Here is a 14,535-nt window from a genome sequence, read left to right on the forward strand (position 1 = left end):
CGCTCCCCTTCTTTCCAATCCTTAAATCACATAGCGGGAGGCCGCGGTTCCAAACGGAATCGCGGCCTCCCGCTTTTCGCATGCGCACGCATACACACACGCACCTGCCCTGCCGGCAATATTCACCATTCGCTCCGCGCAATCATGCCAATACATCGTTTTCCACCTAACTTCGCACGAACTTAACAGCAAACTTAACAACTGCGAAGTTGCTGTTAAGTTATGTTAAGCTTGTTGCAAGTAAATGGATTTGCGCCAGGGAGACGGTCATGAACGCAAGTGAACTCAAACATCTCATCCTACAGATGCGTCAAATCGGCAACGATACTCAAACCTGCGAAGTCAAGGAAGCACGTAACAAAATACCTGAAAGCATCACCGATACCCTGTCCGCCTTTTCCAACGGTAACGGAGGCACCATCATTCTCGGCATATCTGAGAAGGAAGGGTTCACGCCGGTGGAATCCTTCGACGCGCGCGCCATACAGGAAGCGCTGAGCGCCAAATGCGAGCAGATGACGCCTCGCGTACGGCCGACGCTGGAAGTAATTCCCTTTGAAGGCACCAACGTTCTCATGGCGCACATCCCCGCAATGCCACTCAAAGACAGACCGTGCTACATCACCACTAAAGGGCGCTACCAAGGGTCGTACATCCGCACCGGTGACGGCGATCGCAAGCTCAGCCAATATGAAATCGACCGCCTCATGGAAGAACACAGCCAGCCCACATTCGACAACGAAATTGTGGCGCAGGCCACACTAGACGATCTGGACCACAATCTGCTTTCCCAATTCATCAACCGTCAACGTGAATTGCATCCACGTATTTTCGGCACTCGCAGTGACGAAAACATCACCATCAGCATGCACGTCGCAAAAAAGGACGATGAAGGAACCATCCGGCCAACGCTTGGCGGCCTGCTGGCACTCGGATCATTCCCTCAGCAATTCTTCCCGAGGCTTAATATCACTTTCACCGCTTTCCCAGGTATCACCAAAGCCGAAATAGTGGACGAGAACCGCAGATTCCTTGACGCACAGACCATCATCGGCCCCATTCCTTTCATTATTGAAGACGCATTGAATGCCGTCACCAAAAACATGCGTACCGGAGCCGTAATCGAGGGAGCATTTCGCCAGGATGTGCCCGATTATCCGCGTAAGGCGGTTCGCGAGGCAATCGCCAACGCACTCATGCACCGCGATTACTCGCCAGACGCCCGCGGATCACAAGTGCAGGTGAACCTGTATGCCGACCGGTTAGAAATCCTTAATCCCGGCGGATTGTTCGGCAACGTAACCATCGACACGTTGGGCACCGTGGGCATCTCTTCTTCAAGAAACCAATTCCTTTCCAACATTCTGGAAACCACACCATATCCCGGTGGCGGGTATGTTGTAGAGAATCGCGGAACGGGTTACCAAGTCATCGAAGAGCAGCTCCAAGCTGCGCTCATGAATCCACCGAAACCGCTTAACACGTTGACTTTTTTCTCATTGACTTTCAACAAACGCAGAATGACGAAAAGCGAGAAAACCAATACTAACCCACTATCCGTAGAAGAAGCAATCATCGAACTGCTGAGCAAGCGCAGTTCCGCAACTTCAAAGGAACTGTCTGAGCTATCGGGGCTATCCCGTTCGGCCATCACCAGTCACCTGCGGACCATGATCGCTAACGAAATTGTGGAGCCGACGGAACCGGCGCGCAGCCCAAAACAGCGGTATCGGCTGGCTGGGAAATAACCCGTCTCACCAACTTCGTACGAACCCCACCAGCAACCGGCCAACGCACAATGCAGGTAGCATCGTCAGTCTGGCCGCAACAAGCGGACAGACTGACGTCACCGGTTTCGTTCTGCGGCAATTCGAGTCGTTCCGAGCCGAAACACTCCCAAATAACCATCGGAAGCAACGTTATGCAGGCAGATTATTTACATTTTCTTCAAGATGAACCGATGATCATACAATAAAAATAAGGATTACGGAATGACGAACGCATACCGGCGTGCCTATAGTGAAGGCACAACAGAAAAATAACAGAAGAACGAAGAACAAGAGAACAAAGACAGCAGCGACGACCGCGCGACGTGAAGAAGACGGAAGACAAAAGAGACCAGGCGGCCGTCCGAAAGGAAACATCATGAAGAACAACACTTTCGATCAGATCATCAACGCCAACCTCGCCTCCATCGATCCGGGTTTCGGCCAGTTCGCCCTCGCCAAGGCTTCCGCTGACCTCTTCAAGAAGGTCCTCAACAAGTAAGACCGCTTCCTAGACAGGAGGCAAGGCGCAGGCGCGGCAGCACCCCGCTCCCCTTCTTTCCAATCCTTAAATCACATAGCGGGAGGCCGCGGTTCCAAACGGAATCGCGGCCTCCCGCTTTCACGTACGCCGGCTACACCTCCTCAGCAGCGAGATTACGGGCTGCGGCACATTCACGGGGACCGCGTGTCACATAGAAACCAATCGCCACAATCACGAACATCACCGTGCAGCAGGTCCACAGCACATGGCTACCGAACGCGTTCAGAATCCAACCTCCGACAAGCGGCGAGAACGCATTGGACAGCGACCACACCAGGTTGTACAGGCCCTGATACGTGCCGCGCACATCCTTTGGAGCGATGTTCGCCACCGTCGTGGCGGCAATCGGGAACGTGCCAAGCTCGCCGAGCGTCCACAACACGGTCGCAATTGCAAATGTCACCCACGAATTGGCGCCGATTTGGAACGCGTAACCAACCGCCGTGATGGACATGCCAAGCACCAGCACACGGGTGTTGCTCATCCGCTGAAACAACGCGATCGCTGGAATCTGCAGCAAGCACAGAATGCCACCGTTGATGGTCAGCAGGCTGGAATATTCGTCCGTGCCGAGCCCAATCTGCGTCATGGAGATCGGCAGGCCGCTGACGATCTGGTAATACGCCAGCGTGTACAGGAACATCAACACCACCATCGACATGAGCGCTTTGTCGGCGCACGCGCGACGATAGCTACGCCATATGGAGAATTGCTGCGATTGGGTAGTTTGTGAAGTTTCAGAACGTTCCATAGGTTGTTTCACGACGCGTTTCACAAACCGTCCGGCAACGCGCACACCCAATCCGGCTTCCTTGAAGAACACCATCATCAGCAACGTGGCGAACACCAGCACCGCCGCTTCCACATAGAACATCAGCGAATAGGAAATCTTGACAAGCTGGTTGGCGATGATCGGCCCGATCGCAAAACCGAAATTCACAGCCCACGTCTGCAACGAATACGCGCGCTTCTGCTTACGGAACGGGACAACGTCGGAAACGTACGCCGCGACCGCGGGCGTCGGCATGGAGGAAATCACACCGTATATCAGCAACGCAATCGCCATAATCCAAGGATCGCCGATAAAAGCCAGCAAAACCAGCATCGCAGCGGAACCCAAGTTGCCGATGACAATCATCGCAGGCCGCCCGAATCGGTCAGACAACGCGCCACCGTACAGGCAGCCGAAAATGCCACCGAAACCGTACATGGAAACGATGGTGCCGGCCACGCCCGCGCTCACATGCATGTCGGAAACAAGATACATGGAAAGGAACGATGTGACGAAACGGCCCATCCACAGGATGAGCAACGTGGCCCACAAACCCCAGAACATGACGGGCAAACCAAAAATCTCTCTTCTTTTCTCCATTCCATCCATCATATCGGTTAGGAGCGAAGCGGCCGTTTTCCCGGGGTGCTGGGACAATAGGCAGTTATGGCAATGAAAAAAGGACCGACCAAGGGGTCGGGTGGAAAGCATCGTAACTCGCTGAGGGGCAAAGGACCGACTCCCAAGGCCGAAGACCGCGTGTATCACAAGGCTTACAAGGAAAAGCAGGCCACGAATCGCCGTAAGATGGCTGATCCGCGGCTGGCAGCGCGCCGTCGCGCGGCAAAGTTCAGCTCGGAATCCGATGATCTCGTCATCGGCCGCAATGCCGTGCTCGAGGCGCTGCGCTGCGGTGTGCCTGCGAGCACGCTGTATGTGGCCGCGCGCATCGAACATGATGACCGCACGCGCGAAATCATTCGCCTCGCCGGCATTCATGGACTGAACCTCATGGAAGCCGACCGTTTGGAAATGGATCGTATCGCACGCTCCTCCAACCATCAGGGCGTGGTGATGAAGGCGCAGCCGTTCCAGTATTCCTCGCTCGCCGAGCTGGTGGAACGCGCTGACAAGAAGTCCCGCGCCATGGAAGCGGCCAACTCCACAAGCGCACGCATTGCGGCACGTCCGCTGTTCATCGCGCTTGACGGCGTTACCGATCCGCAGAACCTGGGCGCAGTCATCCGTTCCGCAGCCGCATTCGGCGCTAACGGTGTGATTCTGCCGGAACGTCGCTCCGCTTCAGTCACCGCAGCCGCATGGAAGGTGTCCGCAGGAGCTGCCGCACACATGCCGGTCGCCCGCGTGGTGAACCTCACCAAAGCCATTGAAAGCCTGAAGGAACGCGGCTACTACAGCGTCGGCCTCGATGGTGGCGGTGACGCCCTCGTTGGCGAAACCGGTTTCGAAACCGATCCGCTGGTCGTAGTGCTCGGTTCCGAAGGCAACGGCCTGAGCCGTCTTGTACGCGAGACATGCGATTCCATCGCCGGCATCCCAATGTCGAACATGGTCGAATCACTGAACGCTTCCGTCGCAGCAGGCATCACACTGTATTCCGTCGCACGCGCCCGTCGTGAGGCCGGTGCCGCCGCCAACGCGAAGTAATAACGCGCAACAGCAAGCACAGCGAAACTGCGGAAGCAAATACGGCAAAGCAGCACGTCTGGAATGATTATGAGCGGATAGTCCATACGGATTATCCGCTCATTTGTTATGCAAGTCTGTACTTGGATTGATCCTAGGCTTACCGCAGACTCAGCATTGCCTTCGACTCGGCTATCGCCTCATCTCAGGGCACATTGGAAAAAGCTCCACTGGAGCTTTTTCTATCAATGTGCCCATACGGCTGCGTCGGGATCGTCGTCGGGGTTGTAGCCGTCGTCAGGATCGTCATAGGTGTATTCGTCGTCGATCACACCGGAATCAGCTTCGGCGTTCAGGGCGGCCACATCCTTCGTGGTGAGTTTGTACTGCGGAAGCACCTTATCCACATAGCTTTGCACAGCCTCGGCCATCGGCACATCATGACCAGCACTCTCAGCCAGGAACCAACGGTGGTCAAGCACCTCATGGAAGAACTGCGCCGGTTCGATCTGCGAACGATATTCGCGCGGAATCATGCGTACGGTCGGTTCGAACACTTCACGCATCCAATCGGTGGCAACAATCTCAAGATCCTCACCATCACGCCATGTGGAAGCACGGTAGGCATCCAAATCGTTGAGAAGTCGACGAGCCTGATTCTCCTGCACATCAAGACCAGTCAAACGCAGCAGCTTACGATTCGCATAACCGGCATCGACCACACGCGGACGCACCAGCACGCGCTTGCCATCTTCGGCGGTCTTCATTTCCAGCTCATCCACATCAAAACCAAGCTCATTCAGCTTGTTGACGCGCTTCTCAATCTTCCACATCTCATCCGGACCGAACTTGTCGGTATCAGTCAGCGCACTCCACAGCGAATGATAACGATCCACCAAACGGTTGCCGATCTCAATCTCATCAACACCGCTCGGCAGCAGCGAGCCGGACGAAAGATCCATCAATTCGCCAATGATATTCGTACGAGCCAAATCAACATCGTATTCGCGCTGGCCTTCCGTCAGGTTAATCTGCAGATCACCGGTTTCCGCATCAACCAAAAATGCGGAGAACGCGTAGGCATCACGCAGGAACAGCACGTTCGACAGCGACACATCGCCCCAATAGAAGCCGGCCAAATGCAAGCGCACCATCAGCACAGCCAGCGCGTCGATCAGTCGTTCCGCGGTATCAGGGCGCAGATTACGCGCGAACAGCGCACGATACGGTAGTGAGAACTTCAAATGCTTGGTAACGAGAATCGCTTCCAGCGGCTCGCCTTCACGGCTATGACGGCCCGTGACCACGGCGATTGGCTGCACGGTCGGCAGTTCCAGCTTCTGCAGGCGACGCAGCAGCTCGTATTCTCGTTCCGCCACATTGCGCGTGATTTCCTTCATGGCGTACACTTCGTCACCCACGTGTACGAAACGCACCACGTGCCTGGAAATACCACGCGGAAGATTGGCCAGCAGGTCTTCCGGCCAAGTAGCCAGCGGCTTTTCCCACGGCAGGGTGAACATCTTCGGATTCGAGCTTGCGGCGGTGATTTTCAACGCCTGCGGCTCCGGAGATGATACGGCCGGATCTCCGGCCTTCACGGAAGTTGCTTTCAGCACACGGGGATCCATCTGTGGCAATTCAAGAGATTCCATAAATCAACAATTTACCTGTTGACCTACCCGAAGAAGCAAGTATGGACGAATCCGTTTCACCTGCCGATATTTCATCCATCGATATTCCATCCATCGATATGCGATGATCACCATTGAAATTCCAATATCGCATTTCATTTGAGATTCCACCATTGCAATCTCAATAACGGAATCTCACTACAGGAAAACAAATCTCACTATTGCAGATACAACAAAAGAAGCCCCGCACCAACGCGGGGCTTCTCCAACGAGACGGTAAGAGAGGAAGAGTACGTCTCGTTTAATGGTTGACGGAAGTTCGCGCTTCCGCCAAGCTTTTATTCAGCCACCCGCCAGCCGATTTCCGCAAAGGATATTCCCCTGAAGAAACAGCCAACGGTTGGTTACTCGGTATCAGCTCAGTTCAGACGCAGCTCGGTCGACGGAGCGAACAGGTGCATCTTGGACGGGTCGATCTTGATCTTGACGGTATCGCCGACCTTCGGGAGAGCACGCGGGTTCACGCGGATCGTGGTGAGCTTGTTCTGGTCGGACATCATGGTGGATGCCTCAGCAGCGGAGCCATCGGTGATGATGTTGCCGTAGATGTAGCCGTCGGAGCCCAGATCCTCAACGTTCATGACCTTGAGGGAGAAGGCATTGGCGTCATCCGGGGCAGCCAGGGAAGCGTCTTCCGGACGGAAGCCGACGACGATCTGGTTGTTGTCTTCAGCGGTGAGCTTGTTGACAGCCTCGGCCGGCAGATCCACAGTGTCTTCACCGATCTTTGCCTTGCCGTTGACCACCGGGTGGGTGTTGATGTTCATCGACGGGGAGCCGATGAAGCCAGCGACGAAGACGTTGGCCGGACGATCATACAGCTCGGTCGGGGCGCCGACCTGCTGCAGGATGCCGAGCTTGATGACGGCGATGCGGTCGCCCATGGTCAGAGCTTCGGTCTGATCGTGGGTCACGTACAGGGTGGTGACACCCAGCTGGCGCTGCAGAGCAGCGATCTGGGTACGGGTCTGCACGCGGAGCTTGGCATCGAGGTTGGACAGAGGCTCATCCATGAGGAAGACCTTCGGCTCACGGACGATTGCACGGCCCATGGCCACGCGCTGACGCTGGCCACCGGACAGAGCCTTCGGCTTACGATCAAGGTACTCGGTCAGGTCGAGGATCTCAGCGGCCTTCTCGACGCGCTTGCGGATCTCTTCCTTCGGGGTGCCGGCGATCTTCAGGGCGAAGCCCATGTTGTCGGCCACGGTCATGTGCGGGTACAGAGCGTAGTTCTGGAACACCATTGCGATGTCGCGGTCCTTCGGCTGCATCGTGGTGACGTCCTTGCCCCCGATGAGGATGCGGCCCTTGTTGACCTCTTCAAGACCAGCGAGCATACGCAGAGTGGTGGACTTGCCGCAGCCAGACGGGCCAACCAGCACCAGGAACTCGCCGTCCTTGATGTCCATATTCAAATCATCCACCGACGGCTTATCGTTGCCCGGGTAGATACGAGTAACATGGTCGAATACGACTTCTGCCATGATTTGTCATCCTTTCAGAGGCAGGTACGTGCCTCACGATCCGTTGTAAAGGGATTTCTTTCGGCGCCTCGCCTTGCGGCTTACAACTTCGACAAAGCCACAATTCAAAGCATTAATTTATTTTTTGGTTTAGCGAAGGTTCTCTTCGTTGAGCCACGTTCCATGATACATACAACGCTAAAACTGTCAATGCGTGTCGCGAGTCGCGCTGTTTGTCTCCGCTGGCAAAAGGGGCTAACAGCGTAGTAAATACACGCATTTATCGCCATCATGCAAGACAATGGTGCGAAGCGAAAGACAGAACAGGGAGGTTGCAATGCGCAATATTCGAATCGGCGTGGTCGAGGACGACCCCGCAAGCTGCCAACTGGTACTTGACGTTATTCTGACCACGAAAGAACGCGCCTGCGCCGATCGCGGAATCACGTTCACCGCGGTCGCGGACGGATCGCTGTTAAGTGGCATGTCGTCGATGGATATCGCGTCGTTGTTCGGCAACGCGCTCGACAATGCGATCGAAGCGACGTCGAAACTGCCGAAATACGAACAGCGACTAATCAAACTTGCGTTCCAAACGGCTTGCGACGAACGCACTGACCGCAACCGCGAAGCCAATGGGCGCAAACAGATTAATCGGAGCATCCGCAAGTTCCATCACCAAACAAATCGCCATAAGCGGAGCCTGCTGGGACGCAGCCAACAGCGCGCACGCACCCAGCAGAGCATACATGCCGATTGAGTTCGTGTGGAATATCTGCATCCATAGAATGCCAAGCAACGCACCCCCCGAAGCACCGAGCGCAATACCCGGCTGCAACACACCACCGGAAGCGCCGGAACGGATCGTCAACAGCGTAACAATCGCCTTCGCAAGGAATGAAACCAACAAAATCGGCAGCACAGCCAAATCAACGTCGGACGAGAAACTCAACTGCGCGGCGGCACGACCGTTACCCATGACCTGCGGCGCCCAAATCGCCACCACACCGGTCAGCAAGCCAACGAGCGGCAGCATCCACAGAATGTCAACGCCCGACGGCTTGGATTTCTCAGCCCACTGCGAGCCGCGACGGAACAGCGCGCCGGCAACGCCGAGAATCATGCCGGCAACCAGTGCGAACGCCATGTAATCGGGGGTAAACAAACCGTCGGTTTCGCCGATCAAATAGAACGTGTGCGTGCCCTTGACCAGCGACGCCACCCACGAAGCCAGCGCGGAACAGGCGAATGCGAGCGTCACCGTTTCGAGGGTTATATCGGTGAGCAGAATCTCGACCGCGAAAAACGTGCCCGCAAGCGGCGCGTTATACACGCCCGCAAGGCCAGCCGCAGCCGTGATCGCCACCAGCATGCGAGTGTCTTTCGTATCAAGATGCACCCAACGCGCGAACCGTTGACCGAACATCGCACCCAACTCGCGCGGCGCCACTTCTCGACCGATCGACATGCCCGCACCGACAATGAAAATCTGCAGCAGCACATGCACGACGGTCTGCCAAATCGGCATAATATCGCCATCTACCGCCTTTTTAACGGACGGTACTTTCGTACTGCGCGTACGCAACAGCCACCAAATCACGGCCGCGATGGCCGCACCCGCGGTCACGGAAATCAGTCGACGAATCACAGGAACGTTGAACGGGCCGGATTCCTGCGAATTCTCAACATAGCCGAGCGTAAGATGCTCGACGCCGTACAGCATCAACGTCAGCAGACCGGCGGCCGCACCAATGGCCACTCCCACAATCACCACCGCCGCAATCAGCGCCGGAATTCTGCTGATCTTTGGCTGCGTTCCTTGAGGATTTTGCGACTCCTGCGATTCTCGTGTTTTTTGCGATTCCTGCGATTCCCGCATCTGCCGCACTCCTTGCACACCGTCTCCTTCGTTCAGTCCAACCCCAATTGTCCCACCTGCCGCAGCGTTCGTCTGTTACGCCCCGAGCGTGGCGATCGGCAGCACCAGAATGCCATCATCACGACGGTATGCAATATCACCACGCCCGACAATAAACGCCATGAATTCAGGCTCACGAACTTGAGATAGAGGATTTCCGCATACTTTTTCTTTGAAAGCATGTAGTTTGTCCACATTTTTCTCCGTGACTTTCAAGTCGCTCAGCTTAATCTCCACCGCAGCCCAGCGACCATCCACCAATTCAAGAATCACATCAACTTCAAGACCTTTTTCATCCCGATAATATGCGATTCGATTCGCACCACCCATCGATTCGAGATATACGCGCAAATCACGAATCACCAATGTTTCAAACAAATCTCCCAGCGTTTGCGTGTCACGCGCAAGGACAGCCGGAGTCGCCCCCAGTAACGCGCTCGGCAGCGACGGATCCACGAAATAACGTTTCGGCTTCGTGCGAACTCGAGATTTTGCACGAAGAGAAGGTTCCCATCCTTCTAAATCGTCAATCAGATAGAGACTTTTCAGCTCATCCATATATCGTTTCAGCGTCGGAGCGCTGATGCTGACGCCTTCATCACCGTATGACATATCTTTCATCAGCGTCTCGTAGGTAGGCGCCTGAGCCACATTCATGGCAAGTGCCTTCATGAGAACCCGCATTATTTCCGGGTTAAGACCAAGCTTAGGAATATTGACGTCCAGTATGCTTCGTACATATTCAGCCGGAGTCTCCAAAGCGAACTCGTCTTCAACATCAAGATTTGACGGCCATCCACCTCGGCAACACCACCGAGCCACATCCATAATGCCCGTCTTGTTTCTGGAAGGTGCAAATTCGCCTTCAAAAAGTTTGCCGAGGCTTACGCTTCCTGTTGATTCACCGGATTCTGCCAAGCTCATCGGACGCATATGAAGTCTCGCAATGCGACCGGTTCCGCTATGATGTATTTTCTCAGTTTCCTTAGGTTGGCTGGAACCTGTAAGGATTAGCTGCCCTTTACGATTGGCATTATCGTCAACATGCCGGCGAGCAGCATCCCACACAGCCGGAACCTCCTGCCACTCGTCCACGAGATGCGGCTCCTCACCCATGAGCACCAAATTCGGATCGTTAGACGCGGCGTCGTAGGTAGCGGGATCATCGAGACGATCCACACTGGATGCATGCGCCAAAGCCGTCCACGTTTTGCCACACCATTTTGGACCTACAATTTCAACGGCACCAAAAGCACGCAGCAATTTTTCCAGTCGCCGGTCTGCAATGCGAGGACGATATTCCGCCATTTTTAAACCACTCATTATTCCGCACTTTCGATTTTACGCCAATTGCATTTTCGATTTTACGCTGTCTTGACTTTCGATTTTACGCCAATATCGTTTTCGATTTTACGCCGGCAACACTGCTGACGATTGCATTTCGATATTTAGAAATCATAAGAAACTACAGGAAAGCAGCAAAAGGTCATAAGAAAACCCGCCCGGGAAAAGAAGGAAGACCGGGCGGGTTGAGGAAGGGAAGAAAAGGAAGTCAGCTATGAAAGGTTACTTAGTGGCCTCCTTGGAGTCCTTGCTCTTCGGCATAACCCAGAACTTGAGCAGCGGGTAGCTCACAATCACGGCGAGCAGAGTGTTGACCACGGAAGCGATGGTGCCGGCGATGCCAGCGCCCATGCCCCAACCCTGGCACAGACCGGTCACATAGCCCGGCAGCACGAGGTTCACAACCACGATGATTACGGCGAGAATCACATACTTCCAAGCGGCGTCCTTGAAGCTGGAGTCAGACTTGAACACCCACTTCATCTGCACGAAGAAATTCACCATCTGGGCGAGCACCTCGGCAAGCAGGAAGGTGAGGAAGCCGCCCAGACCGTTGCCCTGGGTGTCGTAGTTGAAAATCAGAAAGTGGAACGGCTGAGTCAGGCCCATGCCGCTGATGAAGATGGCGGTGCCAATCCACGTCACCACGAAACGGGTGATGGTGGAGATGTTTGACAGCAGGTTGAACAGGATGAATTCCCAGATGTTCGGGTGATCCTTGATCCACTGGCGGATCGGACCGACCTTCCTGTCCGGCTGCGTTGCATTGTCGTCAGTCATTGTTCAGCTCCCTTGCAGTGCGTTTGTTTGCGGATTGGTTGCGGAAGAAGCCGGCGATAACACCGCCCAATCCGCGGAAGGTGTGGCCGTTGGCGATTTTGACGATGGCGTCGACCATCGCGGAATCGACCATGCCTTGGGTCATCTTGCTCATGGCTCGCGGAGGCATGTTCAGGATGAACAGGGTATTAAGGTCCGGAGCACCGGTCTTCTGGCGGATTTTGGCTTCCTGCTTGATGAGCGCCTTGGCGACGGCACGCGCCACGAAGCCCTTTGAATCCACCCAAGACATAATCGGATCGTTCACATCGAACGTCACCGGCCTGCCCGGAGCCACAACCTCATGACCAAACAGAATGGCCATTTCAGCATCGGTCACTTCCTTGACGTGACCGATGAGGTAATGTCCGAGCGCAACATCTGCGGCAACGGGATCGATATCGCCGGCAACAGTGAGCGGAATCGAAACAGGCAGATGCTCGACATTGTCGCCCACCATCAGCGTCCACTCGCCGGATTCAGTCTTCCATTCGTTGCTGGCAACGTCGAAGTGACGGAAGGTATAACGATCGAAATCAATGTGCACGCTCTTACTTTCATGTGCGGCAAGCGAAATCTTGGCGAAGCCCTTGAGTTCGCGATCGGGGCGCAGTACGCCACCCTGCGGACCGCGCACATACAGCTGTACAACGGCCGAACCGGCAACGTCGGAATCGTTGCCGACCATCACGTCAACGCCCTTTTCACCGGCAGTTGCGGCGCTGTAGGTGAACTTGGAATAGCTCAGGCCATAGCCGAACGGGAAGCGCACCGGCACACCGGCGGTTTCGTAATAGCGGTAGCCAACGAACGGGCCTTCGCGGTAGATCGCATCGCGGCCGATTGCCGGATACCAACCGGCGCTCGGGCAATCCTCGTAACGCACCGGCCAGGTTTCAGCCAAGTGGCCGGACGGATTAACTTCGCCGGTCAGTGCACGTACGGTTGCGGAAGCGCCGGCCTGACCGGACAGGCCCACGTAAAGTACTGCGGCAACATCATCGATCCACGGCAGTTCCACCGGAGAACCGGCAACAAGCACGATCACGATCGGCTTGCCAGTACCCTTCAGCGCCTCAACCAGATCGTTCTGCACCTGCGGAATCGCCATGGTGGAACGGTCAAGACCTTCGGATTCGCTACGCTCATCAAGACCGACGACCGCAAGCACCACATCCACATCATCCTTACCGGCCAGTGCGACGGCGTCTTCCACAAGCACGCGATCAGCCTTGCCTTGACGGTCGTAGCCCTGCTCGTAACCGGCAAGCACCAGACCTTCAGCGTTCTTGACTTCCTCAAGAATATTCTCTTCCTTGGTGGCGTTCACCTTGGAGGAGCCGGATCCCTGGTAACGTGCGGTTGCCGCCATATCGCCAACCACGGCCACGCGAGTACCAGCCTTGAACGGCAAAGTTGCGTTATCGTTCTTCAACAGCACACTGGAGCCTTCAGCCACCTTGCGTGCCACCTCATGATGGGCCGCTGCGACTTCGTCCTTGAGCAGGTCGTTGCGACCGACGCCGACCAGCTTGGTCGCTGCGGCGATCTTTGCGACTTCTGCGGCCCGAGCGTTGATGTCGGCTTCAGACAAGGTTCCAGCCTTAACCGCACCTTCCAGCTCACGTACGGAAGTAAAGCCCGGAGACGGCATTTCCAGAGAACCGCCGGCCTTGACTGCTGCGACCGCGGAGTTGGATCCGCCCCAATCGGAGACGACCATGCCGTCAAAGCCCCATTCGTCGCGCAGAATCTCCTGCAGCAAATGCTTGTTTTCGTGCGCGTAGACGCCGTTGATCTCGTTGTAGGAGGTCATAATGGTCAGCGGCTTGGCTTCGCGCACTGCGATTTCGAAACCGGTCAAATACAGTTCGCGCATGGTGCGTTCGTCGACCACGGAGTTGCTCGCCTGACGGCGCAGCTCCTGGCTGTTGACTGCGAAATGCTTCGGGCATGCGGAAATGCCGTTGCTCTGAATGCCGCGAATCAGGCCTGCTGCCATACGTCCGGCGACAATCGGATCTTCGGAGTAGTACTCGAAGTTACGTCCGCACAGCGGGTTGCGCTTGATGTTCAAGCCTGGGCCGAGCAGCACGTTCACGTCAAGATCGTGTGCTTCGTTGCCGAGGGCCTCGCCCATTTCTCCGGCGAGCGCCGGATCCCAAGAATTAGCCACGGTTCCTGCGGTCGGGAAGCAGGTGGCCGGCTTGGATGCGCCGATGCCGAGATGGTCACCTTCGCCGAGCTGGCGGCGTACACCGTGGGGGCCGTCACTCATCACGAAGCTGGGGATGTCTGCGCGGGCGTTGCCTCGCGAATCCCATTCGGATCCACCGGAAAGCATTGCGGCCTTTTCAACGACCGAAAGTTCTTCGAGTTCCATTGGTTCTCCCTTGCACTAAGCACGTCGCAAACCCGCTTCGCCAAGTCTGTATTGCTTGGCTCCACTGTGGTTTTTCTTGCGATTTTCCCGCTGCCGCACTGCGCTGCATCGTGCCGTGCCGCACGCAGGTTTTCGCCGCTAGTTTGATTGAACCAGCTTTCGCCACACCACCACTGCTGTAT

10 protein-coding genes and 1 pseudogene are annotated in these 14,535 nt (G+C 55.7%); 4 read left to right on the forward strand and 7 right to left on the reverse strand.

Annotated features, from left to right (window positions below; translation table 11 throughout):
* Positions 1 to 269: 269 nt before the first annotated feature.
* Together BBKW_RS09145 and BBKW_RS11165 are read left to right on the forward strand one after the other, a co-directional pair.
* Positions 270 to 1,748 carry an ATP-binding protein gene (locus tag BBKW_RS09145; RefSeq protein WP_033502016.1) on the forward strand — a complete coding sequence of 493 codons (1,479 nt, stop codon included), beginning with the start codon at positions 270 to 272 and terminating at the stop codon, positions 1,746 to 1,748.
* 397 nt (positions 1,749 to 2,145) lie between these two features.
* Entirely contained in the window at positions 2,146 to 2,268 is a 123-nt protein-coding gene (locus BBKW_RS11165; protein ID WP_260847255.1) for a hypothetical protein, read from the forward strand.
* A gap of 133 nt (positions 2,269 to 2,401) precedes the next feature.
* Here BBKW_RS11165 and BBKW_RS09150 read toward each other — a convergent pair whose 3' ends face one another.
* Positions 2,402 to 3,682 carry an MDR family MFS transporter gene (locus BBKW_RS09150; RefSeq protein WP_033501861.1) on the reverse strand — a complete coding sequence of 427 codons (1,281 nt, stop codon included), beginning with the start codon at positions 3,680 to 3,682 and terminating at the stop codon, positions 2,402 to 2,404.
* Positions 3,683 to 3,748: 66 nt separating this feature from the next.
* On the opposite strand from BBKW_RS09150, the gene rlmB reads away from it, so the two are divergent.
* A complete protein-coding gene (gene rlmB / locus BBKW_RS09155) occupies positions 3,749 to 4,750 on the forward strand; it encodes a 23S rRNA (guanosine(2251)-2'-O)-methyltransferase RlmB (RefSeq protein WP_003835826.1) in 1,002 nt (333 codons plus the stop codon).
* A gap of 224 nt (positions 4,751 to 4,974) precedes the next feature.
* Here rlmB and BBKW_RS09160 read toward each other — a convergent pair whose 3' ends face one another.
* Both BBKW_RS09160 and BBKW_RS09165 read right to left on the reverse strand, forming a co-directional pair.
* Positions 4,975 to 6,384, reverse strand: coding sequence for a DUF4032 domain-containing protein (locus tag BBKW_RS09160; protein WP_033501862.1), 1,410 nt, complete (start codon positions 6,382 to 6,384; stop codon positions 4,975 to 4,977).
* A gap of 398 nt (positions 6,385 to 6,782) precedes the next feature.
* A complete protein-coding gene (locus BBKW_RS09165; RefSeq protein ID WP_033501863.1) occupies positions 6,783 to 7,910 on the reverse strand; it encodes an ABC transporter ATP-binding protein in 1,128 nt (375 codons plus the stop codon).
* 370 nt (positions 7,911 to 8,280) lie between these two features.
* Between BBKW_RS09165 and BBKW_RS10360 the strand changes: the two are divergent.
* A pseudogene (locus BBKW_RS10360) lies at positions 8,281 to 8,478 on the forward strand (GHKL domain-containing protein); the annotation flags it as partial.
* Here the strand turns inward: BBKW_RS10360 and BBKW_RS09175 are convergent.
* From BBKW_RS09175 to gluB, 4 genes are all read right to left on the reverse strand, one after another.
* Positions 8,464 to 9,768, reverse strand: coding sequence for a chloride channel protein (locus tag BBKW_RS09175; protein WP_048349549.1), 1,305 nt, complete (start codon positions 9,766 to 9,768; stop codon positions 8,464 to 8,466). The pseudogene BBKW_RS10360 and the gene BBKW_RS09175 sit on opposite strands and share 15 nt — an antisense overlap.
* A 75-nt stretch (positions 9,769 to 9,843) precedes the next feature.
* A complete protein-coding gene (locus BBKW_RS09180) occupies positions 9,844 to 11,130 on the reverse strand; it encodes an ATP-binding protein (RefSeq protein WP_033501865.1) in 1,287 nt (428 codons plus the stop codon).
* A 243-nt stretch (positions 11,131 to 11,373) separates the two neighbouring features.
* Complete coding sequence (locus BBKW_RS09185; protein WP_033501866.1) at positions 11,374 to 11,931, reverse strand: GtrA family protein; 558 nt, start codon at positions 11,929 to 11,931, stop codon at positions 11,374 to 11,376.
* On the reverse strand, positions 11,924 to 14,353 hold the full coding sequence (gene gluB, locus BBKW_RS09190) for a beta-glucosidase GluB (protein ID WP_033501867.1): 2,430 nt from the start codon (positions 14,351 to 14,353) through the stop codon (positions 11,924 to 11,926). Before gluB ends, BBKW_RS09185 begins: the two co-directional genes overlap by 8 nt.
* Positions 14,354 to 14,535 lie beyond the last annotated feature (182 nt).

The sequence above is a fragment of the Bifidobacterium catenulatum subsp. kashiwanohense JCM 15439 = DSM 21854 genome (assembly GCF_001042615.1).
In the GTDB taxonomy this organism is placed as follows: domain Bacteria; phylum Actinomycetota; class Actinomycetes; order Actinomycetales; family Bifidobacteriaceae; genus Bifidobacterium; species Bifidobacterium catenulatum.

Coding starts and splice junctions, on each gene's coding strand:
- BBKW_RS09145 (WP_033502016.1), top strand. CDS start 270: ATGAACGCAAGTGAACTCAAACATCTCATCCTACAGATGCGTCAAATC.
- BBKW_RS11165 (WP_260847255.1), top strand. CDS start 2,146: ATGAAGAACAACACTTTCGATCAGATCATCAACGCCAACCTCGCCTCC.
- BBKW_RS09150 (WP_033501861.1), bottom strand. CDS start 3,682: ATGGAGAAAAGAAGAGAGATTTTTGGTTTGCCCGTCATGTTCTGGGGT.
- rlmB (WP_003835826.1), top strand. CDS start 3,749: ATGGCAATGAAAAAAGGACCGACCAAGGGGTCGGGTGGAAAGCATCGT.
- BBKW_RS09160 (WP_033501862.1), bottom strand. CDS start 6,384: ATGGAATCTCTTGAATTGCCACAGATGGATCCCCGTGTGCTGAAAGCA.
- BBKW_RS09165 (WP_033501863.1), bottom strand. CDS start 7,910: ATGGCAGAAGTCGTATTCGACCATGTTACTCGTATCTACCCGGGCAAC.
- BBKW_RS09175 (WP_048349549.1), bottom strand. CDS start 9,768: ATGCGGGAATCGCAGGAATCGCAAAAAACACGAGAATCGCAGGAGTCG.
- BBKW_RS09180 (WP_033501865.1), bottom strand. CDS start 11,130: ATGAGTGGTTTAAAAATGGCGGAATATCGTCCTCGCATTGCAGACCGG.
- BBKW_RS09185 (WP_033501866.1), bottom strand. CDS start 11,931: ATGACTGACGACAATGCAACGCAGCCGGACAGGAAGGTCGGTCCGATC.
- gluB (WP_033501867.1), bottom strand. CDS start 14,353: ATGGAACTCGAAGAACTTTCGGTCGTTGAAAAGGCCGCAATGCTTTCC.